Genomic DNA, 23,120 nt, shown 5'->3' with positions numbered 1-23,120 from the left:
ATGATCCGGCGGGACGAAGCCGTGCTGGCCGTCGCCGGCGTCGAATTCCTCGCCACCGCCGACGGCGCGCTGGTCTGGCCGGAGGAAAGCCTGGTCGTCGTATCGGACCTGCATCTGGAAAAGGGATCCTCCTTCGCCGAGCGCCGCGTGCTGCTGCCGCCCTACGATACGGCCGAGACCTTGAAGCGCCTGATACGGCTTCTGTCCCGCTTCGGCGCCAGGCGGCTGATCTTTCTCGGCGACAGCTTCCATGACCGCCGCGCCGATGCCCGCCTCGCCCCGCGCGATCGGGAAGCACTGCAGCGCTGCATCCACGGGCGCGACATATTCTGGATCGCCGGCAATCACGATCCCGATCCCCCGGCGGGCCTCGGCGGCACCGCAACGCCGGAACTGGCGATCGGGCCGGTGCTGTTCCGCCACGAGCCGTCGGCGAGAGCCGAGCCGGGCGAGATCGCCGGCCACCTGCATCCGGTTGCGCGGGTGGCGACGCGCGGGCGCTCGCTGAGGCGGCGCTGCTTCGCCGGTGATGGCCGGCGCGCCATCCTGCCGGCCTTCGGCGCCTATGCCGGCGGGCTGAATGTGCGCGACGCCGCCTTCGCGCCGCTCTTTCCCGACGGTTTCACGGCCCATCTGATGGGCGATGAACGCGTCTTCGCCTTTCCGAAGGCGCGCTGCCTGGGCGGGTGAGAGGGTGCCATGTCCTTCTCCCCTTGCGGGAGAAGGCTCGCTGCATCCCATTTTGCTGCAATAACGCCACCCTCAGCAGGGATGATGCGCAGCTTTGCCGCTATCGAGCGCTGCACGCTGCGACGGGGTCAGGCGCGGCTCGATCTCCGCCAGCTCCATCAGGGCATCGGCATCCCCCGCTGCAGCGGCCAGCGCGAGGAAGCGGTAGGAAACGGCGAGGTCCCGCGGCGTGCCGAGGCCCCGTGCGGCCAGCAGGGCATAGTTGTACTGGCTGGCGACATGGCCCTTTTCGGCGGCCTGGTGGAACCAGCGGGCCGCCTGTTCGTAATCGGGAGCGCCCATCACGGAACCATTGGCATAGAGCACGGCCAGATTGTACATCGCATTCACGGAGCCGTGCTCGGCCGCGCGCTGATACCACAGCCCCGCGAGCACGGCGTCCTGGCCAACGCCCCTGCCCTTGTCATAGGCCAGCCCCAGCAGGAACAAGGCCGGCGTATAGCCCATCTGGGCAGCCTGGCGATAAAGCCCGGCCGCCTTGGCGAGATCCTGGGTGGGAGCATCGGGCCGATCGAGCCGGCGCGCTTCTTCGAACCAGGCCAGAGCCTGACCGGCCTGCTCGGGTTTGGGAACGGCGATTGCCGGACGCATCTGGGGTGCAGCCGACGTGCTCAGGCGCGTCACGGGCCGGCTGCTGGGTGCCGCGCCGGCCTTGCCGCCCTGCAGCGCGCCCAGCATCATGGTCACGGCCGCCAGGCCCAGCAGGATCGGGCGCTTGTGCCGTTTGTAGAAAGGTTCACCGCCGGTCACGGGATCGTTCTCCTCGCGCGTGATGGCCCCCTCGGCCTCGTTTGCAGCTCGCGCCGCCCGCCGCGCTGCGGCTATGAAGGCGCTGCGTGTTCCGCCCGGTGGCGGCGAACCGCCTGCCCCGAGTGCGGAAACCTGGCTGGGGCGGCTGGAATTGTGCGGCGTGTCGGCGAATGAGCTGCGGAGCCCGTCACCCGCAAGGGACCGCGGCAAGTCATCCGACCAGGTGACGTCGTCGGGGCGTTCGCGGCCGAACAAGGGCGGGACCTCCGACAGATCCGGCGGTCCAGCGACGACCGCTCCCCCGCGGCTCCTGATCAGGTCCTCGACGGCGCTCAGACGAGTGCCGAGCTGGTGCAGCAGCGATTGCAAGGCGTCGAGAGCCGCCCGGGTGTCTCGGACATCGTCCTGCTGATACTGGCGCAGTTCGCGATAGATCCGCTGCAACTCCTCCGGCAAGGCGGCCAGCGCCGATCCAGCCAATGTCTCGCCGAATGCCTCCCGCATCTGCGCGGGACCGGGCCCGCCACCGGCGAGCCCCTCGATGCTGCCGGCCATGGCTGCGATCTGCCGTTCCAAGGCGGAGAAGGCCGCCTCGTCGACGACACGCCCATTCAGACCTTCGAGCCTGGCCATGAGCCCCGTCAGCGACGCATCGGTCGAGGATTGCATATCGTCCACGACCTGACGCAGAGCATCGATCTTCTCGTGGAGATCGTGGGCGCTCTCGGGGTGGCGGACGAGATCGCCGAGGCGGGCACGGATGTCGGCCGTCTCACGCTGAAGCGCGGCCAGCACGGCCGGATCCTGGGCCTGGCGTGCCAATAGATCGAGCTTCTTGTCGAGACGCGCAAATTGTTCCGGGGAACGGATGTCGGCAACGTGCCGGCTGAGATCCGCCACCTCAGCGCGCAAGCCGGCGAGATCCTCCTGGCCGGATGCAGCCGGAGGATGACTGCGCCTGAGTTCTGCGACCTCCCGCGTCAGCGCCGCAATCTGCTCACTCAGATCATCGCGGGGCGCAGGCGAGGCCGATGGCGCGGCTACGGACGAGCCGATCCTGTCCGCCATGCCGGCAATGCGCTGCTCGAGATCCCGCGTCAAGGCATCGAGAGCGTCGTCTGCGCCGGCCGGCGCCGCAGAGGCGGGCCGGCCCGCGAAACCATCCACGAGGGCATCGACCAGGGCGGCCAACTGGGCTTCGCTCTGCTCCTGCCTGTGGATAAGCTGCTCGATCAGCCCCGCCATTCTGGCTTCGCTCGCGCGGATGTGGCGGGCGAGCACCGCCGCACTGACTTCTACCGTCCGGCTCCCCAGCATCGGCTTTTCGGAATCACTACCTGAATACCTTCCTTCAGTCTTGGCCAGCCGCCGTGCGATCGCAGCCAACGGCGATTCCGGCAGGTCGCTCTGCGCCTCAAAAAGCGGTGGTTCATGCAATTTCTGCTCGGCAACAGTGGTTTTGAGCCATTGCGCAAGCGTCATGCCCGAGCGGCGTGCCAGGATGGTGGCAGCCTCGCGCGTCTGGGAATCGACGCCCTCGACACTCCATGACGCTACTTGGCTCATTTGGCTTCCCATGCCGGCGAACGGCCTGATTCTCACGCCTCTCCCAGTTTTTTCCCCGGAAAACCGGACTGGAAACGCATGGAGAGGGCGGTACGCAGTGCCCGCAACAGCAGGTTTCGCGCAACAGGGTAAATATCCTGTTAACTCCCACTGCCCTAACGCTCTTCCCGGCGGCAACAACATTATAGAGCATCCAAAGCGCTTTTTTTACTAAAAACCTTGCTATCCAAGCTGCAAAGCAGACAGGAAAGTGGGATACCTTGCTGGAAGCGGCATTAGACTTTGCGACAGGGTCAGAATTCTGTTGATGTCCGTGTTGTTCGAAACGCTCAACCCGCCCTAATTTAATACGTTACCCTTGAAAGGAAGCAGAGCGAGGGCTATGATCTCCAAGCTGGAGATTTGGGCGTTCGCTTGGTAATATATTAATTGCTGACGCCCCCCGGATTTCGTATTATGGTACCTGTTGCAACGAATGAGTAGCGGCGCTGCTAGCCTGTAACGGGCGCGAGAGAGAGACCATGTCAAAGTTGGAAGCCAGGTCGGCGACAAACACAAAAGGCCAACCGGTGACGGTATTCGTAGCAGAAACAGAAAACGCTACGAATAGTACGACCACCTATACAATAGGTGACCTTGCGCGAGAGTTTGGCGTCACCTTGCGAACCCTGCGTTTCTATGAGGACAAGGGCCTTCTCAATCCTACGCGCGACAACCTGACTCGGCTTTATAGTGCACGTGATCGTGAGCATCTGCAACTTATCCTTAAGGGTAAGCGGCTGGGTTTTACCCTGGTGGAAATCGGCGAGATGATCGCCCATCACGGTGAAGGCAAGACGGCGAGTCTCGACATCAGCGCCAGCACCGTCCGCGAGCAGATCGAGCATCTGGAACGCCAGCGCCGTGAAATCGATGAGGCCCTGGCCGAATTGCGCCGCAGCTATGACGGATTGGCCAACGCCCTGCCGCGCTAGGTGGCCGCATTCCAGCGTCGAAAGTACCTGATCGGCAGCGCAGCCTTCCTGGTGTTTGCCGGTCTTGGTCTATGGGCTCTCTTCCTGTCCCAGCACAGGCCCGGCCTGATCGACAAGCCGTTCAAGCTGACGGATGCCGAGGGCCGCATTTTTGACTCCAGGGAATTGCAGGGCAAGCCGAGCTTGGTCTATTTCGGCTTCACCCACTGCCCCGACATCTGCCCGACGACCTTGTTCCTGCTCGCGCAGGTCCTGAAGAAACTCGGGCCGGATGCCGCGCGGATCAACGCCCTCTTCATCACCGTCGACCCCGACCGGGACACGCCCGAGCAATTGAAGGCAAGCCTCGCCGCTTACGACCCGCATCTGCGCGGCCTGACCGGCGATCCCGCACAACTCGCCGCGCTGCGTGTTATTTACGGCATAGATGCAAGAATTCTGGCTGGGACGGGCAGGAATTACAATATCGACCACACCAATACTGTATTCGTGCTCGACAGGGGCGGCCGCGTGCGGTCGAGCTTCGACCTGCATGCTTCTTCGGACGAAGTGGTTGCACTCCTGGAAGCTCTCATGCAGGGTCGATAGAGTGCGGGATCGAGGATCGGTCTTGCAACCGATCGCCCGGAGCGGGCCGGACGCCCCCGGCCCAGACGATGGCCGACCGAAGCCCGGCATGAACCTCGCCCGGAAACGCTGCCGGCTCCTGCTGCAATAGGAACACGAGCTGTTGAAATTCGGCGCCCTTTCGATACTCCTCTTCGCATTGATGCTCGCCATCCCTTTTCAAGGCGACGCCATGGCGGCCCAGACTTCCACCGGCCCCTTCGGCCTGTGGGATCCGCATCGGCGGCCGGAGCGGCCGGACCTGAAATCGGTACGCCGGATCCGCTTCCTGACCGAGGACGATTTTCCGCCTTTCGACTTCCAGGGCTCCAGCGGCGCCCTGGAAGGCTTCAATGTCGACCTTGCCCGCGCGGTCTGCCGGCAGTTGAAGGTCCCCTGCACCATTCAGGCCCGGCGCTGGGACACCATCGTCGCAGCTCTGGAGGAGGGCCAGGCGGATGTCATCGCCGCCTCGCTCGTGCCGAGCAAGGAAGCCCGTGAACGGCTGCAGTTCTCCCAGCCCTACTATATGCGCCCCGCCCGTTTCGCCATGCGGCGCCAGGATCCGCTGCCGGCCTTCACGCCGGAGGGACTGGCCGGCCGCCGCATCGGCGTCGTCGCCGACACGGCGCATGCCGCCTATGCCAAGGCCTATCTCAAGACCGCCAGCCTGGTATCCCTGGCCAATGACGCCGCACTGCGCGAAGCTCTCAAGCGCGGGGAAATCGACCTGGCCTTCGCCGACGGCATCGGCCTGTCGCTCTGGCTCAACGGCTCGGATGCCGGCAATTGCTGCACCTTCGCCGGCGGCCCCTATCTCGACAGCCACTTCTTCGGCGACGGTATCGGCATGGCGATGCGGCGCGAGGACGGCGACCTCAAGCAGGCGATCGACTACGCCCTTTTCCAGATCTGGGAGCAGGGCATCTATGCCGACCTCGTCCGCCGCTGGTTTCCTGTCGATCCCTTTGCAGACCTTCCGTGACGTAAACGGAAACTTATCGACCCTCCGCTGTTACCGAAAAGACTCACTTTGGCGCCGAAGCTGGGGAAAACGCACCCCGCCTCAGCAGGACTCTTGCGCGAGAGTCACTGCCTATTGTAGTTAAGGCTTCGTTAAGCACGACATCTCGTGCGGCGTCTCGTAACTCCTGTCAGCTCATGGCGTGCATGCGCAACGATGTTCTGTCGACATCGTGGCTGATGGGAAAGGATTCGGCGTAGCGAATTCGGGCGAAAACAAGGCGGAAGGCAGGAGAGGCTGATGCACTGGACAGACGAGCGGGTAGAACTTCTGAAAAAGCTGTGGTCAGAAGGTCTGTCTGCTAGCGCCATTGCCACAGAACTTGGCGGCGTCACACGCAATGCCGTGATCGGCAAGGTGCATAGACTCGGTTTGTCTGGCCGGGCCAAAGCTCCCGCGCCGGCGCCACAGCGTCGTATCAAGCCCACGCGGGCCCCTTCGCATCCGCTCCGCACCCAGACCTCCGCACCGGTGGTGCGGGGCAACACCGCTCTCGCTCCGCAGATCATGCCGCTCGTCGCCATCGAAGAACGCCCCGAACCTGCCCTGCGCCCGGTCGAGGAAGTCGTCATCCCGATGTCCGAGCGCGTCACCATCATGGAGCTGCGCGAGCATATGTGCCGCTGGCCCCTGGGCGACCCCGGGCGTGAGGATTTCCGTTTCTGCGGCAGCCGTGTCGGGCCTTCCGGCCCCTATTGCACCCATCATGCTTCGATCGCCTATCAGCCGGTGCTCGACCGCCGGCGCGAGCGCGACAAGGAGCGTCGTGCCGCCCGCGCCTGATCGCGCCATTCCATCCGATCCATTCAGAGGCAGGGATTTCCCTGCCTTTTTCTTTCCCGGCGATCGGGCCTTCTGTATCGGGACAGGCCGTGCCCGCCCGAGAACATCGATCGTCGGATACCGAAATCGGCTCCCCGGCGCTGCCGTCAATGCCCGTTGAAAAAGGCGATCTCGGCGGCGAAGGCCTCGTGCGCCATCGGAAAGTCGAAGCCCTGGAAGACATGGCAGCCGCCCGGCCACAGCTTAAGGGTCGTGGCATTGCCGGCAGCCTCCCAGCGCGCCGCCATGAACATGCTGTCGTCGAGTACGGCGTCGTAGGTACCGACGGAAAACAGGGCCGGCGGCATGCCCTCGAGACTGCCATAGAGCGGGGAGACATCGGGCGAGCGCAGATCGACGCCGGCAGGCACGCAGGCCCGCACGAACAGCGCGATGTCGCGCGGCGTCAGGATCAACTTGCCCCTGTCGAAACTGCGCGCGCTCGGGGTCATGCCGAGATCGTAGCAGCCGGCGATGAGGTTGGCTCCCGCGAAGGGCCGGAGGCCGTGCCGATCGCGCAGCCGCTGCAGCGTCAACACGGAGAGATGGGCGCCGGCACTCTCGCCGCCGATGAAAAAACGCTCGGTGGCAAAGCGCTTGCGACCCTCCGACACCAGCCACAGCGCCGCCGCCTCGCAATCGTCCGGCCCGGCGGGAAAGGGATGTTCCGGCGCCAGGCGGTATTCGACCGAAATGCAGGCCATGCCGGTGGCCGCGACGATCTTCTCCAGGCTCTCATCCTGGAAGTCGGACTGGTTGAACATCCAGCCGCCGCCATGGATATGCATGTAGACGCCGGTCGCAGCTTCCGGCGCGATGACACGGATCGGCACCTTGCCCTGCTTGCCCTCGATTTCCAGCACCTGCGCCCGCGGGCTCTTGGCCTGCAGCGGGAAGATCCCCCGGCCCTGGCGCCGGGTCTCGCGGATCAGTTCGGGCGGGAAGGACCACAGATCCGGCAAAGCGCTCATCTTGGCGACGATGTCGGCATTGAGGGCCGCGGTGGTCTCGGCCACGGCATCGGGAGCAAACACGGCGGGATCGACAGATGGCATGAGCTTGAATCGCCTCGATGGGATGGGGGCACAGTGCCGGGATCGTATCGGGTCGGCAAGGGCCAACCCATCCGGCCGGCCGTCTCGTCGAAGGCCCACCAACAGGAAGGGCCGGCGCGCGGCAACTCAACCCTTCTCATCAGGCCGGAAAACCGCTATCCCTAGCACCTTGAAAGGTGGCAATAGCGAGACCCATGATTCCTGACGAGACCGAGATCGAACGCCCGCAGAACCCGCATGGTGACGCCGGCTCCGGGGACACTCGCGCCAAAACCGTCTTCATCAAGTCCTATGGCTGTCAGATGAACGTCTATGACAGCCAGCGCATGGCCGACTCGCTGGCGCCGACGGGCTATGTGGAGACCTCCAATCCCGACGAGGCCGACCTCGTCATCCTCAACACCTGCCATATCCGCGAAAAGGCCGCCGAGAAGGTCTATTCGGAGATAGGCCGCCTGCGCGTGGCCCGCGACGAGCGCCGCCGCCAGGGCGGCGACCTCAAGATCGCCGTCGCCGGCTGCGTCGCCCAGGCCGAGGGCCAGGAGATCCTCAGGCGTGCGCCCGCCGTCGACCTCGTCGTCGGCCCCCAGGCCTATCACCGCCTGCCGGACCTGCTCGCCAAGGCCGATGGCACCAGCAAGCCCGTCGACACCGATTTCCCGGTCGAGGACAAGTTCTCCATCCTGCCGCCACCGCGCCGGGACAAGACCCTCGCACGCGGCCCTTCCGCCTTCGTCACCGTGCAGGAAGGCTGCGACAAGTTCTGCACGTTCTGCGTGGTGCCGTATACGCGCGGCGCCGAGACCTCGCGTCCGGTCGCTGCCATCGTCGCCGAGGTCGAGCGCCTGGCGGAGGCCGGCGTGCGCGAGATCAGCCTGCTCGGCCAGAACGTCAACGCCTATCACGGCGAAGGCCCGGACGGGCGCGCCTGGACGCTGGGCCAGCTCGTGCATCGCCTCGCCCGTATCGAGCCGGTGGTGCGGCTGCGCTACACCACCTCCCATCCGCGCGACATGGACGACAGCCTGATCGAGGCCCATCGCGATTTGCCGGCACTGATGCCTTTCCTGCATCTTCCGGTGCAGTCCGGCTCCGACCGCATTCTGGATGTCATGAATCGCAAGCATACAGCAGCCGAATATCTCAAGCTCATCGAGAAGATTCGGCATGCCCGGCCCGACATGGCATTCTCCTCCGACTTCATCGTCGGCTTCCCCGGCGAGACCGATGCCGATTTCGAGGCGACCTTGCGACTGATCGAAGAGGTCACCTATGTCTCGGCCTATTCGTTCAAATATTCACCGCGCCCGGGTACGCCGGGGGCCGGCATGACGGATCAGGTCGACGAAGCGGTGAAGGCCGCGCGCCTCGCCAGGCTGCAGGCCCTGACCGAGGGCCAGCAGAAGGCCTTCAACCAGGCCAGCATCGGCCGCACCATGGATGTGCTGTTCGATCGCAAGGGCAAGCGCCCGGGCCAGATCGCCGGCCGCACCCCCTATCTCCAGGCCGTGCAGATCGAGGCGGACGACAGCCTGATCGGCACGGTGGCTCCCGTCGAGATCACGGCCACGGGTGCCTGGTCGCTGCATGGCGTATTGGCCGGCGCCGATTTGCGGGAGGCCGTTGCTTGAAAGTGGACGAGGAACGACGGACACGCATGACAACGCAAACCCCATCTTTGCCGACGGCAGACGCCACCGCGGAAATCGTCACCGCCTTCGAGGATAATCGCCTGGCCACGCTCCTGTTCGGCCAGCATGACCAGAACCTCGCCTTCATCGAGCGCAAGCTCGGCATCGAGGCGACGGCCCGGGGCAATCATGTCGCCTTGCGCGGCGCCCGGGACAGCGTCGAGCAGGCCAAGCGCGTGCTGGAGAGCCTTTATCAGCGCCTGCGCTCCGGCCAGCAGATAGTGCTGGGCGATGTCGACGGCGCCCTGCGCATGGCCGGCTCGCAAGGCGTGCTGTTCACGCCGGAGGGCAAGCCGAAGGTGGCGCCGACCGGTGGCGCGGCCTCCGTCGGCACCCGCAAGAAGACGATTGCCGCCCGTACCTTGGCGCAGGACGCCTATATCAGGGCGCTGCAGAAGCACGAGCTCGTCTTCGCGACCGGCCCGGCCGGCACCGGCAAGACCTATCTGGCCGTCGCCCATGCCGCGGCGCTGATCGAGAAGGGCGAAGCCGACAGGCTGATCCTGTCCCGCCCCGCCGTCGAGGCGGGCGAAAGGCTCGGCTTCCTGCCCGGCGACATGCGCGAGAAGGTCGATCCCTACCTCAGGCCGCTCTATGACGCCCTCTACGACATGATGCCGCCGGAACGCGTCGAGCGCGGGCTGACCTCGGGCATGATCGAGGTGGCGCCGCTCGCCTTCATGCGCGGGCGCACGCTCGCCAATTCGGTGGTGCTGCTGGACGAGGCGCAGAACTGCACCTCGATGCAGATGAAGATGTTCCTCACCCGCCTGGGCGAGGGTTCGCGCATGATCATCACCGGCGACCCGACCCAGATCGACCTGCCGCCCGGGCAGAAATCGGGCCTGATCGAAGCGATCGACCTGTTGAAAGACATCCCCGAGATCGCCATCTGCCGATTCAACGCCGCCGATGTCGTGCGCCATGAGCTGGTCGCCAAGATCGTGCGGGCCTATGAGGCCAGGGATTCCAGCAAGCCTTCGGGCGAAGCCAAGTCATGAGCGATGCCATTACCATCGAGATCGCTCTCGAGAGCGATCTCTGGCAGGATACTGATGCCATCGAAGCCCTGATCACGCGCGCCGTGACCAGGAGCGTCGATGTCGCGGCGCTTGCCCACGCGCCGGGAGCCGAACTCTCGATCGTCCTCACGGACGATGCCTCCATCCGCCAAATCAATGGCGAATGGCGCGGCAAGGACAAGCCCACCAACGTGCTCTCCTTCCCGCAGGCCGTGGGAGAAGCGGTCGCGACGGCGCCGATGCTGGGCGACATCATCTTTGCCCATGAGACGATCGCGCGGGAAGCCGAGGAGGCGTCCGTGAGTTTTGCCGACCATCTCAGCCACCTCACCGTACATGGCCTTCTGCATCTGTTCGGCCATGACCATTTGACCGATGCCGAAGCCGAGGTGATGGAGGCACTGGAAGTGCGCATTCTCGCCGATCTCGGTATCGCCAACCCCTATGCCGACGCGCCCTTGTTGCGCGAAGCCAGCTAGCGCGCAGAGCCATGTCCGACAGCAACGATCGAAGTAGCAGCCAACCCGGCGTTTCCCAGGAACCCCAGCATGAAGGCCTGTTCGGACGGATCAAGTCCGCGCTCGGGCTGAGGTCCGCTCCCTCCATCCGCGAGGACCTTGCCGACGCCCTCGAGAATACCCGCGCCGGGGAGGATTCCAGTTTCTCTCCGGAAGAGCGCGCCATGCTCAAGAACATCCTCGGCCTGCGCGGCAAGCGCGTCGACGATGTGATGGTGCCCCGCGCCGACATCGTGGCCGTACCGCTCGACATTTCCCTGGGCGACCTGCTCAAGGTGTTCCAGACCGCGGGCCATTCGCGCCTGCCTGTCTACAACGAGACGCTGGACGATCCGCGCGGCATGGTGCATATCCGCGATTTCGTGGCCTGGCTGGCGTCACGGGCCGCCATCGCCGCACGCCGGAGCCGCAAGGTCCGCGAGAGCGAAGCCGCCAGGGACGGCGAGACCGCCAAGCCCTCGCCCAAGGAAGCGGCCCTCGCCCTGGGCAACATCACCCTGTCGACCCCGCTCAGTTCTGTGAAATCCCTCACGCGCAACGTCCTGTTCGTGCCCCCTTCGATGCCTCCGATCGACCTGCTCGCCAAGATGCAGGCCACCCGCACCCAGCTCGCTCTGGTGATCGACGAATATGGCGGCACGGACGGTCTGGTCTCGATGGAAGATATCGTCGAAATCGTGCTCGGCGACATCGAGGACGAGCACGACGAGGACGATGGCGACATGATCGTCGCCTCGGGCGAAGGCATCTTCACCGCCGATGCCCGCGCCGATCTCGACGACGTCGCCGCCGCCATCGGCCTGGAGATGCACGAGGACGAGATCGAGGCCGACGTCGATACGCTCGGCGGCTGGCTGGTGACTCTGGCCGGCCGCGTGCCGGTGCGCGGCGAGATCGTGCAGGGACCGGGCCAGCTCGAATTCGAGATCCTCGACGCTGATCCGCGCCGGGTGAAGCGGGTCCGCATCCACACGGCCGGCAGCGGCATCGCCCGGCCGCGCGACGGACGAAAGCGAGAGAAGAAAGCGGCCTCCCCCGTCGGTGAAGCGGCGACTGCCGCCGGCGAGGAAAGGAGTCCGGCAAGCGAAACCAGCGGTGACGGCGCCACGTGATTGCTGCGTTTGCGTCTCGTCTGGCCGGACTGAGAGGCTGGCGGCGCATGGCCGGCGCCTTCCTGGCGGGTGCCCTTGCGTCACTGGCCATGGCTCCGTTCGATGCCTTCCCGGTGCTGGCCGTCAGCTTTCCGGTCGCGGTCTGGCTGCTGGACGGCATTGCCGTCCCCACTCCGGAGAACCCGGCGCCCAGGCTGTGGCGCAGCATCGCTACGGCCGCCCGGCTCGGCTGGTGCTATGGCTTCGGCTATTTCCTTGCCGGCTTGTGGTGGATCGGCAATGCCTTCCTCGTCGATGCCGACCAATTCGCCTGGCTGCTGCCCTTCGCGGTGGTTCTGCTGCCCGCCGGCCTTGCTTTCTTCCACGCCGCCGGATTTGCCCTGGCGCGGCTCCTGTGGTCGCGAGGCATGGCCCGCATCTTCGCCTTCGCCGTCGCCATGGCCGCCTTCGAATGGCTGCGCGGCCATATCCTGACCGGCTTTCCCTGGAACCTGTTCGGCTATGCCCTCGCCGAGGAACTTCATCTGGCCCAGAGCCTGTCCCTGATCGGGGCCTATGGGCTCACCCTCGTGGCACTCGTCCTGTTCTCCACGCCGGTGGCTCTCGTGCGGCGGGGCGGCTGGCGCTGGCCGGCCTTGTCCGTCGCCGTCCTGGCCGCGATGGCCGGCTTCGGCATGTGGCGCCTTGACCAACACCCCACCGGCTTGGTCGACGGGGTGCAGCTGCGCATCATGCAGCCCGATCTGCCCCAGGATGCCAAGTTCAACCCGGCCCTGCGCAATGAGGTGCTCACGCGCTATCTGGCGCTGTCGCGCCAGCCGGCCGCCGACGGCAGCGACGGCCTTGCCAAGGTCACCCATCTGATCTGGCCGGAATCGGCCTTTCCCTTCCTGGTGGCGCAGGATCCCGAGGCCCTCAAGGTGCTCGGCGAGCTGGTGGCGCCCAAGGCCGTGCTGCTGACCGGGGCCGGCCGGGCGGAGGAGAATCTCGACGACGGCAGCTGGCGTTTCTTCAATTCCCTGCATGTCATCGATGCCACCGGCACCATCATCGGCAATTACGACAAGGTGCACCTCGTCCCCTTCGGCGAATATCTGCCCTATCAATCCCTGCTCGAATCCCTCGGCTTCGAGCAGTTGACCCAGCAGCGCGGCGGCTTTTCGACCGGGCCCGGCTTGCGCACGCTCGACATTCCCAACGCGCCGCCCGCCGGCATCCTGATCTGCTACGAGGCGATCTTTCCGGGAGAGGTGATCGATCCGGCGAACCGCCCCGGCTGGCTGCTCAACGTCACCAACGATGCCTGGTTCGGCATGACCCCGGGCCCCTACCAGCATTTCGCCGAGGTGAGGGCGCGTGCGATCGAGGAAGGGCTGCCCGTGGTCCGTGCCGGAAACAATGGCATTTCCGCCGTGATCGACCCGGTGGGACGCATCGTCGCCAGCCTGCCGCTGGGCACCAGCGGCGTCCTCGATTCGCGGCTGCCAACCACCCTGCCACCGCCGGTGTTCGCCACGGCCGGCACAGGCATTGTTGCCGGATTGTTTCTGATTGCCTTAATCGGCGCCGGTCTCGGCCGGCTGAACCCTCGCCGACAGCCCCGGTAACACATATTTGTTACATCGGCGCCGAGCGGGAAGCGCGAGACCGACTGGATTTTCCCGCATAAGGAGGTATAGTCACCCAACTGGTTGCAGGATGCATTTGAACTACTTCAGATTGCGCTGCCGCAATTGTATCTCCGGCACGCCGTGCTTCCGCCACGTTACGGCCGCAATTCATTTTCAAATTCGTCGCTGTATTTTCAAATATTTGCTAGTGACCTGGAGTTAATATTATGATCAAGAAAGTACCCAATCCCATTGACCAGCACGTCGGCAGCCGTGTGCGTATCAGGCGTGTTCTGGTGGGCATGAGCCAGGAGAAGCTCGGCGAAGCCCTCGGCCTCACTTTTCAGCAGGTACAGAAATATGAAAAGGGCACCAATCGCATTGGTGCAAGCCGGCTGCAGCAGATCGCCTCGATCCTGGGAGTCACCATTTCCTTCTTCTTCGAGGGCCTCCCGCCGGAAACCGGCGCCGTCCATGCGGCCGAACATGCCGACGAGAGCGACACCTCGCATGTCATCGAGTTCCTGTCGACCACCGAAGGCCTGCAGCTGAACAAGGCCTTTGCCCGTATCAAGGACCCGAAGGTGCGGCGCCGCGTCGTCGACCTCGTCTCTACCCTCAGCCAGGAACATGCGGCCTGAGCCGCGGAACGGGCTCGTAAAACGCCCTTTCGGTTACAATGCACCCTGTCTGGTTTGGCGATGTCGCCAAACCAGGGAGCGTGATGGAAAATCGCCAGCGTTCCTTTAAACGAACGAAACGTACGATTTGCCGCTTGACGGCGAACCCGGCCCTCGCCAAAACGAGACGATACCAAGTTCCATTTTGGCGTGGAGAAACATTCGTGTCCCGTTCCGACTATTTGTTTACCAGCGAGTCGGTCGCTGAAGGCCACCCCGACAAGGTCTGCGATCGCATCTCCGACGAAATCGTCGACCTGTTCTATCGCGAGGCGGCGAAGACCGGAATGGACCCCTCCCAGGTGCGCGTCGCCTGCGAAACCCTTGCCACCACCAACCGCCTGGTAATCGCCGGCGAATATCGCGGTCCCGAGACCGTCACCAAGGGCAAGATCAAGAGCGCCGCCCGCCGCGCCGTCAAGGCGATCGGCTATGAGCAGGACGGCTTCCACTGGAAGAAGGCCAAGATCGAGGTCCTGCTGCACGGCCAGTCTCCCGACATCGCCCAGGGCGTCGACATTTCCGGCAACAAGGATGAAGGCGCCGGCGATCAGGGCATCATGTTCGGCTATGCCTGCCGCGAGACGCCGGAGCTGATGCCGGCGCCGATCTACTACGCCCACAAGATTCTCGAGGACATCACCAAGGCCCGCAAGTCGGGTGAGCTCGGCATGCTCGGCCCCGATGCCAAGAGCCAGGTCACGGTGAAGTATGAGAACGGCAAGCCGGTCGGCGTGACGCAGATCGTGCTGTCCACCCAGCATCTCGACGAGAAGCTGACCTCAGGCGACATCAAGAAGCTGGTCGAGCCCTATATCCGCAAGACCCTGCCGGAAGGCTGGATCAGCAAGGATACGGTCTGGCATGTCAATCCCACCGGCAAGTTCGTGGTCGGCGGTCCGGACGGCGATTGCGGCCTGACCGGCCGCAAGATCATCGTCGACACCTATGGCGGCGCTGCTCCCCATGGCGGGGGCGCCTTCTCCGGCAAGGACCCGACCAAGGTCGACCGCTCGGCCGCCTACGCTGCGCGCTATCTCGCCAAGAACGTGGTCGCCGCCAAGCTGGCCGACCGCTGCACCATCCAGCTCGCCTACGCCATCGGCGTTTCCGAGCCGCTGGCGATCTATGTCGACCTGCACGGCACCGGCAATGTCGCCGAGGAGAAGGTGGAGAAGGCCCTGCGCGACGTGATGAGCCTGACGCCCCGCGGCATCCGCGAGCACCTCAACCTCAACAAGCCCATCTATGCCCGTACCTCCGCCTATGGCCATTTCGGCCGCAAATCGGCTCGCGACGGCGGCTTCTCCTGGGAGAAGACCGATCTGGCCGACGCGATCAAGAAGGCCGTGCGCGCCTGATCCGGAACGGACAATCGACGGAAAGCCTTTCCCGCTCGTCGGGGAAGGCTTTTTTCATAGCGTTTCGCGTTTTGATGGAATCGCTTCAAATCGCAAAGACGCTCTTGCCAATCCCTCGGATTGGTTTGGAAACAGAGAGTTAGAGAAGATAAGCGTTCACGCTTGAACGTTTTGCTCTGGTGGGTGTGTGCGGTGACGCAAGACGATGAGGACAAGTCCGGCGACGGCAAGGATGCACCGCCCCGTGGCCATGGCGCCTTCTTCGGCCGCCGCAAGGGCAAGACCCTGCGGCCGGGGCATGCAGGCCTGGTGTCCGGCTCGCTGCCGCAATTGCGTCTCGACCTCACTGTCCCGGCTCCTTCGGACCTCGGTTCCCTGTTCCCGGAGCCTGTCGGCGAGGTCTGGCTCGAAATCGGCTTTGGCGGCGGCGAACACCTCACCCAACGCGCCGGCGAGAACCCGCAAATCGGCTTCATCGGCTGCGAGGCCTATGTCAACGGCACCGCCAAGATGCTGGCCCAGATCGAGCAGAACGGGCTCGCCAATATCCGCCTGTGGGACGACGACGCCAAGGCGGTGGTGGATTGGCTGCCGGCCGGCTCGATCGCGCGCATCTACCTGCTCTATCCCGATCCCTGGCCCAAGCGCCGCCATCGCAAGCGCCGTTTCCTGGGCGAGGAGATGCTGGCGCGCCTGGCCCGCATCCTCAAGCCAGGCGGGGAGCTGCGTTTTGCCACCGACATTGACGACTATGCCGCCTATGCCCTGGCGCGGGTGGCACGCTCCTCCGAGTTCGAATGGACGGCCGAGCGCCAGGCCGACTGGCTGACGCCCTGGGAGGGCTGGCGCTCCACCCGCTATGAGGCCAAGGCGCTCAGGGAAGGCCGGCGCGGCGCCTATTTCACCTTCAGGCGAGTTTAGGTTGGTAGCGGCATCGCCGGCATTCCTGCCGGCCTCTTCGAAGCGCTGCGGTTGCGGGTTGGCAAGAGCCGGCAGGGATGCCGGCGATCCAGGATTGGTTCTTCCCGGCAAGCTGCCTATCGCTCGGTCAATCGTGCCAGGACGCCTGCCAGAGCGGCCTCGACAGCTCCATCGCCTTCCCCCTCGAGAGGCTTGTCGAGCTGTCCCGCCAGCAAGAGATGGGCATAGCCGTGCACGACCGACCAGGTATGCAGCAGGACGTGAAGCTGGTCGCTCGCAAGAGGACCGTCGCCAGCCTTGGTCACCAGCCGAATGGCCGTCTCGAGTTCGGCGAACGCCTCCTGTCCGGCTGCCCGGAGGGCCGGGTCCTCGCCATTCAGCCGATGCCGGTTGAAGGCGAGCCGGAACCTCTCCGGATATTGGCGGGCGAAGGCGACATAGCCCCGCCCGATCGCCCGCAAGCGCGCTTGCGGCTCCTCGATGCCGGCCCGCGCCTCGCGCATGAAGCGCGTCAATGTTTCGAAGCCCAGGGCCGCCACGGCGGTCAGGAGACCTGCGACATCGCCGAAATGATGCGCCGGGGCGGCATGTGACACGCCCGCCCGCCTGGCGCATTCGCGAAGGGTGAAACCCTCGACGCCGCGTTCGGCCAGGACCAGTTCGGCGGCAGCGAGCAGCGCGGCCCGCAGGTCACCATGGTGATAGCTCCCCTTCTGTGCTTGCTGCTCCACGCCGTTCCCACTCCAGCCATTCACCCACAGCCGCTCGCTGTGCAGGGCAGATGCTACCATTCACCCCCATCTTGACAATGTCAAAATTGCTGGCATCCTTATCTTGACACTGTCAAGTTGGAGAAGCCGACATGACTCTGGACCAAGCCTTCACGCTTGACCAAGCCTTCTCCTGGGCCGGGTTCCTCGCCCTCTTCGGCTGGGCTGCCTTGGCCCTGTCACCCCTGCGCCCTGCCCTGTCACAGGCGATTGCGGGCGCCTTCGTTCCGGCGACCCTCGCCCTTGCCTATGCCTTCCTGATCCTTCGCTTCTGGGGCGGGGCCCCGGGTGGCTTCGGTTCGCTCGAAGAGGTCGGCGCGCTGTTCGGCCATCGCGGCCTGCTTCTCGCCGGCTGGCTGCATTACCTCGCCTTCGACCTGCTGGTCGGCGCCTGGGAAGTGCGCGCGGCAAGACGCTCTGGATTACCGCATCTGGCGGTCCTGCCGTGCCTCGCCCTCACCTTCCTGTTCGGCCCGATCGGCTTCCTGATCTTCCTGGCCCTGCGCGGCTTCTGGCTGCGGGGCCTCTCGCGCCGCCAAGGAGAGCTTACATGACGACGAATGCGTCCCGCCTGCATCTTGCCCGCAGCCCCCACGAAACTGCCTGGCGCCTGGCCGACGGCCTGCTCCGGCGCGAATACAGGCTGGCGCTCGGCGGCTTCGTCATCCTCTCCCTGATGGTTCCGACCGCCATGGCCCTGGCGATCGACGACAGGACACTCAACGGCATCTCGGTCTGGATCAAGCCGCTGAAGTTCCAGCTCTCCGTCGGCCTCTATCTCCTGACACTGGCGTGGTTCGTCGGCGCCTTGCCCGTAGAGACGCGCCACGGACGGGCGGTCAGGATCCTCGTCACCCTCGCCCTTGCCACGAGCGCCTTCGAGATCGGCTACATCACCCTTCAGGCCGCCAGGGGCCTTGCCTCGCACTACAACGTGGCCGATCCCTTCTACCGGCTGATGTACACATTGATGGGTATCGGTGCGGTGACGCTCGCGGCGGCAAGTCCGGCGCTGGCGGTCCTGCTGCTGCGGCACCGCCCCCAGGCCTGGTCGACGGCCTTCTGGCTGTCGGTCCTGCTCGGGCTGACGCTCACTTTCGTGCTCGGGGCAGGCTCGGGCGGTGTTCTTTCTGCCGGCAATGGTCATTGGATCGGTGGCGTGCGCACGGACGCCACGGGCGTGCCGATCTTCGGCTGGTCGCGCACCGGCGGCGACCTCAGGGTGGCCCACTTCCTGGGCCTGCACGCCCTGCAGATCATGCCTGTGCTGGGCCTGATCGCGGAGCGTTGGGCGCCGGGCCGGGCAGCCTCCTTCATCGTCTGCGCCGCAGCCCTCGCCTATGGCGTGGCCACCCTCTTCGTTTTCGTCCAGGCCTTGCGGGGGATTCCCTTCATACCGGCGTGAGAACGGGCGATCGTTTCACTTCTTGCGGCCGAACCAGCCCTTCTTTTCCGGCTCAGCCGGGGCCTCCTCGCCTTCCGGCTTGGGCGAGATCGCCTGGCCGAACTTCTCGAAGAAGTCGCCGGCCAGCTTCTTGGCGGTGCCGTCGATCAGGCGCGCGCCGAGCTGGGCGATCTTGCCGCCGACATCGGCCTTGGCCTCGTAATGGAGAATGGTCGCATCCTCGCCATCGGCCTCGAGGCGCACGGTGGCCCCACCCTTGGCAAAACCGGCGACACCGCCCTGCCCTTCGCCCGAAATGGTGTAGCCGTTGGGCGGATCGAGATCCGACAATGTGACCTTGCCGTTGAAGGAGGCCTTCACCGGCCCGATCTTCAGCACGGCCTTGGCGGTCATCTCGGTGGGCGAGATCTGCTCGATCGCTTCGCAGCCCGGAATACATTGCTTGAGGACCTCGGGATTGTTCAGGCCTTCCCAGACCTTCTCGCGCGAAGCCTCGATGCGCTGCGAACCGCTCATATCCATGGAACTGCTCCTCCCGGGCCATATGCCCTTTTGATTCATAGATCATGACCGGCCGCCAGGGAGCAAGGCAAGGATGTAAATTTGAGTGCTGCCTGCTGTCATCGCGCTCGGCTTCCCGTAATCCAGTCGCAACCGTTGTTGCCTATCGATGGCCCGCAAGGAGGACAGTTCGAATCATGAATCGGAACATATTGCCTGGAGAATGGGCAGCCGTAGCACTCTGTTTCTTGGCCCTGTTGCCGCTGAGTGGTCCCGCTTTTGCCCAGACGGCTCCCATTTCCAGCGGCGGCGAGACTGTGACCATTGCCGGCATCGAGAATATCCTGATCCGGCATCCCCAAGCCAAAGGCAGCATCATCCTGCTCACCGGCGGCGATGGCCGGCTCGAAGTCGGCCCTAACGGCTATTTCCGTACCGGCGCCGACAATATCCTCATCCGCAATCGCGACGGCTTTGCGGCCAAGGGCTACAATGTCCTGCTGGTCGACAAGGGCACGAATCTTGCCACGGCGGTCGACACAATGGCGGGACATAAACGGCCGGTCACGATCGTGGCGACCTCGGCCGGCACGCCGCGGGCGGCAGAGGGCCTTGCGAAGGGCGCCAAGCCGGACCGGCTGGTGCTGATTTCAGGCTTCCTCAGCAAGGAGTCCGGTCCCTCCCCGAGCGTCATGGCCATCCTCGGTTCCCCAAGGTTGCTGCCTCCCACCCTGGTGGTGCATCACCCTCAGGATGGCTGCCGTTTCACCAAGCCGGCCGGCGTCGCGCCCTTTCAGGCCTGGGCCGGCGAGCGAGTCACGGTGAAATGGCTGGAGGGCGGCCGGCAAACCGGCAATCCCTGCCGGTCCCGCGCGCATCACGGCTTCAACGGTCAGGATGCGGAGCTGGTCTCGCTCGTCACTTCCTTTGCGGGACAATAGCGCCTTCAGGCAGGTCATTCGCCGAAGCCGAATGCACCTTCGGGATCCATGGCCTGATGCAGCCGCCCCGCGGCGAGGCGGGCGAGCAGCAGGGTCAGCACCTTGCGTGTCGGCGCGGCGAGCCGCTGTTCGGGGGCGTCCCGCAGCAGCGTGCCGCCATAGGCATCGGCCACGATGCTGCCGGCTTCCTCGGGAAGCAGGACCAGTGGAAAATCCGGGCCGACGGCAAAGAACAGCCGGTCGCAATAGGCGAGGTATTCCGGCCATTTGTGATCGACCTGGAAGTCCGTCACCGATGACTTGATCTCCACGATCCAGATCTCGCCCCTGCGCCCGACGGCCAGGAGATCGGCACGACGGCCATTGGGCAGCGTCACCTCCGGCACCGGCGTCAGGCCGTATTGGCGCAGCAGCCGGCTGGCCCCACGCTGGATCGTCAGGGCCATCGCGGATTGGCGGCCATCGATGGGCAGGACCGGCAGCGACACCGTCAGGTTCCCTCGCTTCGAAAAACCGGCCATATCGGCCCGATGCAGTTCATTCAAGCGCCTTCGAGTTTGCACGACCTTGTCATTGCCGGGCTTGACCCGGCCATCCAGATCTTCCGCCGGTTGCGCGCGTGGCTTCCGGATGGCCGGGTGTTGGGCCTCATCGTCCCGCCTTTTCCCGCCGCCGTTCCACCGAGGAGGCGATCCGCATTGATTCGCGATATTTGGCCACGGTGCGCCGGGCGATGTCGATGCCGTCCTTGCGCAGCAGCGTGACGATGGTGTCGTCGGACAGGATGGCATCGGGCGCCTCGGCGTCGATCATCTGGCGGATGCGGTGGCGCACCGCCTCGGCCGAATGCGCTTCGCCCCCTTCCGCATTCGAGATCGAGGCGGTGAAGAAATATTTGAGCTCGAACAGGCCGCGGGCGGAGGCGATGAACTTGTTGGCGGTGACGCGCGACACCGTCGATTCATGCATGCCGATCGCATCCGCCACGGTCTTGAGATTGAGCGGACGCAGATATTGCACGCCGAGGGAGAAGAAGGCGTCCTGCTGGCGCACGATCTCGGTGGCGACCTTGAGGATGGTGCGCGCGCGCTGCTCCAGGCTGCGGGTCAGCCAGTTCGCCGTCTGCAGCGCTTCGGTCAGGAAGGTCTTGTCCGCCTCGCTGCGGGCCGTGCGCGCCACCCGGGCATAATAGTTCTGGTTGACCAGCACGCGCGGCAAGGTATCCGGGTTGAGCTCCACCATCCAGGTGCCATCCGGCGCCGCGCGCAACAGCACGTCCGGCACCACCGGCTGAACCGGCGTGGAGCCGAAAGCCAGGCCCGGCTTGGGGGTGAGGCCGCGCAATTCGGCGATCATCTCGGCCACATCCTCCTCGTCGACACCGCACAGGCGCCGAAGGGCCGGAATGTTGCGCTTGGCCACCAGTTCCAGATTGTCGAGCAGCGTCGCCATCGCCGGGTCGAGCCGGTTGCGCTCCTTGAGCTGGAGCGCCAGGCACTCCTTCAGCGAACGTGCGCCGACGCCGCTCGGCTCGAAGCCCTGCACGATGGCGAGCACGGCCTCCACCTCGTCGGGCGAGGCCCCCAGTCGTTCGGCGAGCTCCGTGAGATCGCCGACGAGATAGCCGGTCTCGTCGATCATATCGATGATGAAGCGGCCGATCAGCCGGCGCCCGGGATCGCGGGTCGCCAGATTGAGCTGCGTCTCGAGATGATCGGCCAATGAAAGATCGGCCGCGGCCATGCCCTCGTAATTGACGTCGTCGTCACCGCCATGCCCGCCCGCGCCGACATTCGACCAGGACGAGACATAGGGGTCGCTCCCGGCCAGTTGCTCGATCGCCGCAGGCGCTTCCTGCCTGTCGGCGGGGCGTTCATCGGGAAACACATTGTCGAGATCGGTGCCCAGCCCCTCTTCCATCGCCTCGCGGGAGGGCGCCATGTCGTCCTTGAGCCAATCCCCCGCAGCGGGATCGGCGGGTTCGGCCGCAAGCGTCTCGGGTTCACGCGAGGTCTCGCCATCGGCGCGGTCCAGGATCGGATTGCGCTCCAGCTCGGCCTCGACATAAGTGGTGAGATCGAGATTGGACAATTGCAGAAGCTTGATCGCCTGCATCAATTGCGGCGTCATCACCAGCGACTGGGTCTGGCGGAACTCAAGCCTTTGCGACAACGCCATGAACGCGCACGATCCTGATTATTGGTCTTGTTGCGGGCAGCATCCTGCATGGACGGCGGCCAGAAGCAAGTTTCACGCCAGATTTTTCGGCAGGCAAACCGGCAAAAATAGGGACACCGGCGGTCCGAGCCGGCATCGACGGCGATGAAAGGCGTGGAAGGCGCGCTATGATGCCTTACCCCAGCCGAGAAATCGGCTAGGTAAGAACGGAATGTGAAGAAGGGAAACTCCGATGGAAGGCGTCATCGTCGTCGATCACCCGCTGGTGCAGCACAAGCTCACTTTGATGCGCGACAAGAACCGCTCGACCAAGGGGTTCCGGCAGTTGCTCAACGAGATCGGCCGCCTGCTCTGCTACGAGGTCACCCGCGACCTGCCGCTGGAGATGGTCGAGATCGAAACGCCTCTGACCAAGATGCAGGCGCCGCGCGTGGCCGGCAAGAAGCTGGTGCTGGCGCCGATCCTGCGTGCCGGCGAGGGTTTTCTCGAAGGCATGCTCGACCTCGTGCCCTCGGCGCGCGTCGCCCATATCGGGCTTTATCGCGATCCGGAAACACTGAAGGCCGTGGAATATTACTTCAAGGCGCCGCCTGATGTGGCGGAGCGCCTGGTGATCGTGCTCGACCCAATGCTGGCCACGGCCAATTCCGCCGTCGCGGCCATCGAGCGGTTGAAGGCGCGCGATGTCAAGGATATCCGCTTCGTCTGCCTGCTCGCGGCGCCCGAAGGCATCAAGCATCTGCGCGAGGCCCATCCCGACGTGACGATCTGGACGGCGGCGATCGACAGCCATCTCAATGACCACGGCTATATCGTGCCGGGCCTGGGTGATGCCGGCGACCGTATCTACGGGACGAAGTGAG

The 23,120-nt window shown here is 64.9% G+C and carries 23 protein-coding genes; 17 read left to right on the top strand and 6 right to left on the bottom strand.

What is annotated here, in order from left to right; genetic code table 11:
* Positions 1 to 690, top strand: coding sequence for a ligase-associated DNA damage response endonuclease PdeM (gene pdeM, locus J8I29_RS00895; RefSeq protein ID WP_105864400.1), 690 nt, complete (start codon positions 1 to 3; stop codon positions 688 to 690).
* Between the two features lie 72 nt (positions 691 to 762).
* Here the strand turns inward: pdeM and J8I29_RS00890 are convergent, their stop codons facing one another.
* Positions 763 to 3,066: a tetratricopeptide repeat protein gene (locus tag J8I29_RS00890; RefSeq protein ID WP_209430298.1), complete on the bottom strand. Its 2,304-nt coding sequence runs from the start codon at positions 3,064 to 3,066 to the stop codon at positions 763 to 765.
* 521 nt (positions 3,067 to 3,587) lie between these two features.
* Between J8I29_RS00890 and J8I29_RS00885 the strand changes: the two genes are divergently transcribed.
* From J8I29_RS00885 to J8I29_RS00870, 4 genes are all read left to right on the top strand, one after another.
* Positions 3,588 to 4,040, top strand: a complete 453-nt coding sequence (locus J8I29_RS00885; RefSeq protein ID WP_105864398.1) for a MerR family DNA-binding transcriptional regulator — start codon at positions 3,588 to 3,590, stop codon at positions 4,038 to 4,040.
* Entirely contained in the window at positions 4,041 to 4,628 is a 588-nt protein-coding gene (locus tag J8I29_RS00880) for an SCO family protein (RefSeq protein WP_209430297.1), read from the top strand.
* 211 nt (positions 4,629 to 4,839) lie between these two features.
* Positions 4,840 to 5,631: a transporter substrate-binding domain-containing protein gene (locus tag J8I29_RS00875; protein WP_209430296.1), complete on the top strand. Its 792-nt coding sequence runs from the start codon at positions 4,840 to 4,842 to the stop codon at positions 5,629 to 5,631.
* A 279-nt stretch (positions 5,632 to 5,910) separates the two neighbouring features.
* Positions 5,911 to 6,453: a GcrA family cell cycle regulator gene (locus J8I29_RS00870; protein ID WP_105864395.1), complete on the top strand. Its 543-nt coding sequence runs from the start codon at positions 5,911 to 5,913 to the stop codon at positions 6,451 to 6,453.
* A 146-nt stretch (positions 6,454 to 6,599) separates the two neighbouring features.
* On the opposite strand, the gene J8I29_RS00865 is transcribed toward J8I29_RS00870, so the two are convergent.
* A complete protein-coding gene (locus tag J8I29_RS00865; RefSeq protein ID WP_209430295.1) occupies positions 6,600 to 7,547 on the bottom strand; it encodes an alpha/beta hydrolase in 948 nt (315 codons plus the stop codon).
* Between the two features lie 194 nt (positions 7,548 to 7,741).
* On the opposite strand from J8I29_RS00865, the gene miaB reads away from it, so the two are divergent.
* The 8 genes from miaB to trmB all read left to right on the top strand — a co-directional run bounded on the left by miaB (position 7,742) and on the right by trmB (position 16,462).
* Complete coding sequence (gene miaB, locus J8I29_RS00860; RefSeq protein WP_209430294.1) at positions 7,742 to 9,178, top strand: tRNA (N6-isopentenyl adenosine(37)-C2)-methylthiotransferase MiaB; 1,437 nt, start codon at positions 7,742 to 7,744, stop codon at positions 9,176 to 9,178.
* Between the two features lie 26 nt (positions 9,179 to 9,204).
* The gene (locus J8I29_RS00855) at positions 9,205 to 10,239 is read left to right on the top strand and encodes a PhoH family protein (RefSeq protein WP_209430293.1); all 1,035 of its coding nucleotides are present in this window, start codon (positions 9,205 to 9,207) and stop codon (positions 10,237 to 10,239) included.
* A complete protein-coding gene (ybeY, locus tag J8I29_RS00850) occupies positions 10,236 to 10,739 on the top strand; it encodes an rRNA maturation RNase YbeY (protein WP_209430292.1) in 504 nt (167 codons plus the stop codon). Before J8I29_RS00855 ends, ybeY begins: the two co-directional genes overlap by 4 nt.
* 11 nt (positions 10,740 to 10,750) lie before the next feature.
* Positions 10,751 to 11,890 (top strand): hemolysin family protein, encoded by a 1,140-nt coding sequence (locus J8I29_RS00845; RefSeq protein WP_105864391.1) that lies wholly within the window; start codon positions 10,751 to 10,753, stop codon positions 11,888 to 11,890.
* A gap of 47 nt (positions 11,891 to 11,937) precedes the next feature.
* On the top strand, positions 11,938 to 13,497 hold the full coding sequence (lnt, locus tag J8I29_RS00840; protein WP_209430291.1) for an apolipoprotein N-acyltransferase: 1,560 nt from the start codon (positions 11,938 to 11,940) through the stop codon (positions 13,495 to 13,497).
* A gap of 230 nt (positions 13,498 to 13,727) precedes the next feature.
* Positions 13,728 to 14,141, top strand: a complete 414-nt coding sequence (locus tag J8I29_RS00835; RefSeq protein ID WP_105864389.1) for a helix-turn-helix transcriptional regulator — start codon at positions 13,728 to 13,730, stop codon at positions 14,139 to 14,141.
* Between the two features lie 203 nt (positions 14,142 to 14,344).
* Entirely contained in the window at positions 14,345 to 15,541 is a 1,197-nt protein-coding gene (metK, locus tag J8I29_RS00830; RefSeq protein WP_105864388.1) for a methionine adenosyltransferase, read from the top strand.
* Between the two features lie 285 nt (positions 15,542 to 15,826).
* A complete protein-coding gene (gene trmB, locus J8I29_RS00825) occupies positions 15,827 to 16,462 on the top strand; it encodes a tRNA (guanosine(46)-N7)-methyltransferase TrmB (protein WP_245196576.1) in 636 nt (211 codons plus the stop codon).
* Positions 16,463 to 16,578: 116 nt separating this feature from the next.
* Here trmB and J8I29_RS00820 read toward each other — a convergent pair whose 3' ends face one another.
* Entirely contained in the window at positions 16,579 to 17,253 is a 675-nt protein-coding gene (locus J8I29_RS00820) for a TetR/AcrR family transcriptional regulator (protein WP_209430290.1), read from the bottom strand.
* Positions 17,254 to 17,324: 71 nt separating this feature from the next.
* Between J8I29_RS00820 and J8I29_RS00815 the strand changes: the two genes are divergently transcribed.
* Both J8I29_RS00815 and J8I29_RS00810 read left to right on the top strand, forming a co-directional pair.
* On the top strand, positions 17,325 to 17,786 hold the full coding sequence (locus tag J8I29_RS00815; RefSeq protein ID WP_209430289.1) for an ABA4-like family protein: 462 nt from the start codon (positions 17,325 to 17,327) through the stop codon (positions 17,784 to 17,786).
* Positions 17,783 to 18,637: a hypothetical protein gene (locus J8I29_RS00810; RefSeq protein ID WP_209430288.1), complete on the top strand. Its 855-nt coding sequence runs from the start codon at positions 17,783 to 17,785 to the stop codon at positions 18,635 to 18,637. Before J8I29_RS00815 ends, J8I29_RS00810 begins: the two co-directional genes overlap by 4 nt.
* 15 nt (positions 18,638 to 18,652) lie before the next feature.
* Here the strand turns inward: J8I29_RS00810 and J8I29_RS00805 are convergent, their stop codons facing one another.
* Positions 18,653 to 19,159, bottom strand: a complete 507-nt coding sequence (locus J8I29_RS00805; RefSeq protein WP_209430287.1) for a carbon monoxide dehydrogenase subunit G — start codon at positions 19,157 to 19,159, stop codon at positions 18,653 to 18,655.
* A gap of 227 nt (positions 19,160 to 19,386) precedes the next feature.
* Here J8I29_RS00805 and J8I29_RS00800 point away from each other — a divergent pair, with 227 nt between their 5' ends.
* Entirely contained in the window at positions 19,387 to 20,079 is a 693-nt protein-coding gene (locus J8I29_RS00800; protein WP_245196524.1) for an alpha/beta hydrolase, read from the top strand.
* Between the two features lie 14 nt (positions 20,080 to 20,093).
* On the opposite strand, the gene J8I29_RS00795 is transcribed toward J8I29_RS00800, so the two are convergent.
* Positions 20,094 to 20,567 carry an MmcB family DNA repair protein gene (locus tag J8I29_RS00795; protein WP_281062583.1) on the bottom strand — a complete coding sequence of 158 codons (474 nt, stop codon included), beginning with the start codon at positions 20,565 to 20,567 and terminating at the stop codon, positions 20,094 to 20,096.
* A gap of 160 nt (positions 20,568 to 20,727) precedes the next feature.
* The gene (rpoN, locus tag J8I29_RS00790; RefSeq protein ID WP_209430286.1) at positions 20,728 to 22,257 is read right to left on the bottom strand and encodes an RNA polymerase factor sigma-54; all 1,530 of its coding nucleotides are present in this window, start codon (positions 22,255 to 22,257) and stop codon (positions 20,728 to 20,730) included.
* 232 nt (positions 22,258 to 22,489) lie between these two features.
* Here rpoN and upp point away from each other — a divergent pair, with 232 nt between their 5' ends.
* Positions 22,490 to 23,119, top strand: coding sequence for a uracil phosphoribosyltransferase (upp, locus tag J8I29_RS00785; protein ID WP_068288071.1), 630 nt, complete (start codon positions 22,490 to 22,492; stop codon positions 23,117 to 23,119).
* The last annotated feature ends 1 nt before the right edge of the window (position 23,120 follow it).

It is taken from the genome of Labrys sp. LIt4 (genome assembly GCF_017813775.1).
Classification (GTDB): Bacteria; Pseudomonadota; Alphaproteobacteria; order Rhizobiales; family Labraceae; genus Labrys; species Labrys okinawensis_A.
This window is presented reverse-complemented; position numbering and strand designations above follow the sequence as displayed.

Excerpts from the sequence above, each read along its gene's own strand:
- J8I29_RS00885 (WP_105864398.1), top strand. The coding sequence starts at position 3,588 with ATGTCAAAGTTGGAAGCCAGGTCGGCGACAAACACAAAAGGCCAACCG.
- upp (WP_068288071.1), top strand. The coding sequence starts at position 22,490 with ATGGAAGGCGTCATCGTCGTCGATCACCCGCTGGTGCAGCACAAGCTC.
- ybeY (WP_209430292.1), top strand. The coding sequence starts at position 10,236 with ATGAGCGATGCCATTACCATCGAGATCGCTCTCGAGAGCGATCTCTGG.
- pdeM (WP_105864400.1), top strand. The coding sequence starts at position 1 with ATGATCCGGCGGGACGAAGCCGTGCTGGCCGTCGCCGGCGTCGAATTC.
- J8I29_RS00890 (WP_209430298.1), bottom strand. The coding sequence starts at position 3,066 with ATGAGCCAAGTAGCGTCATGGAGTGTCGAGGGCGTCGATTCCCAGACG.
- J8I29_RS00810 (WP_209430288.1), top strand. The coding sequence starts at position 17,783 with ATGACGACGAATGCGTCCCGCCTGCATCTTGCCCGCAGCCCCCACGAA.
- J8I29_RS00870 (WP_105864395.1), top strand. The coding sequence starts at position 5,911 with ATGCACTGGACAGACGAGCGGGTAGAACTTCTGAAAAAGCTGTGGTCA.
- J8I29_RS00855 (WP_209430293.1), top strand. The coding sequence starts at position 9,205 with ATGACAACGCAAACCCCATCTTTGCCGACGGCAGACGCCACCGCGGAA.
- J8I29_RS00875 (WP_209430296.1), top strand. The coding sequence starts at position 4,840 with ATGGCGGCCCAGACTTCCACCGGCCCCTTCGGCCTGTGGGATCCGCAT.
- J8I29_RS00865 (WP_209430295.1), bottom strand. The coding sequence starts at position 7,547 with ATGCCATCTGTCGATCCCGCCGTGTTTGCTCCCGATGCCGTGGCCGAG.
- miaB (WP_209430294.1), top strand. The coding sequence starts at position 7,742 with ATGATTCCTGACGAGACCGAGATCGAACGCCCGCAGAACCCGCATGGT.
- J8I29_RS00815 (WP_209430289.1), top strand. The coding sequence starts at position 17,325 with ATGACTCTGGACCAAGCCTTCACGCTTGACCAAGCCTTCTCCTGGGCC.
- lnt (WP_209430291.1), top strand. The coding sequence starts at position 11,938 with ATGGCCGGCGCCTTCCTGGCGGGTGCCCTTGCGTCACTGGCCATGGCT.
- J8I29_RS00835 (WP_105864389.1), top strand. The coding sequence starts at position 13,728 with ATGATCAAGAAAGTACCCAATCCCATTGACCAGCACGTCGGCAGCCGT.
- rpoN (WP_209430286.1), bottom strand. The coding sequence starts at position 22,257 with ATGGCGTTGTCGCAAAGGCTTGAGTTCCGCCAGACCCAGTCGCTGGTG.
- J8I29_RS00820 (WP_209430290.1), bottom strand. The coding sequence starts at position 17,253 with ATGGTAGCATCTGCCCTGCACAGCGAGCGGCTGTGGGTGAATGGCTGG.
- J8I29_RS00845 (WP_105864391.1), top strand. The coding sequence starts at position 10,751 with ATGTCCGACAGCAACGATCGAAGTAGCAGCCAACCCGGCGTTTCCCAG.
- J8I29_RS00805 (WP_209430287.1), bottom strand. The coding sequence starts at position 19,159 with ATGGATATGAGCGGTTCGCAGCGCATCGAGGCTTCGCGCGAGAAGGTC.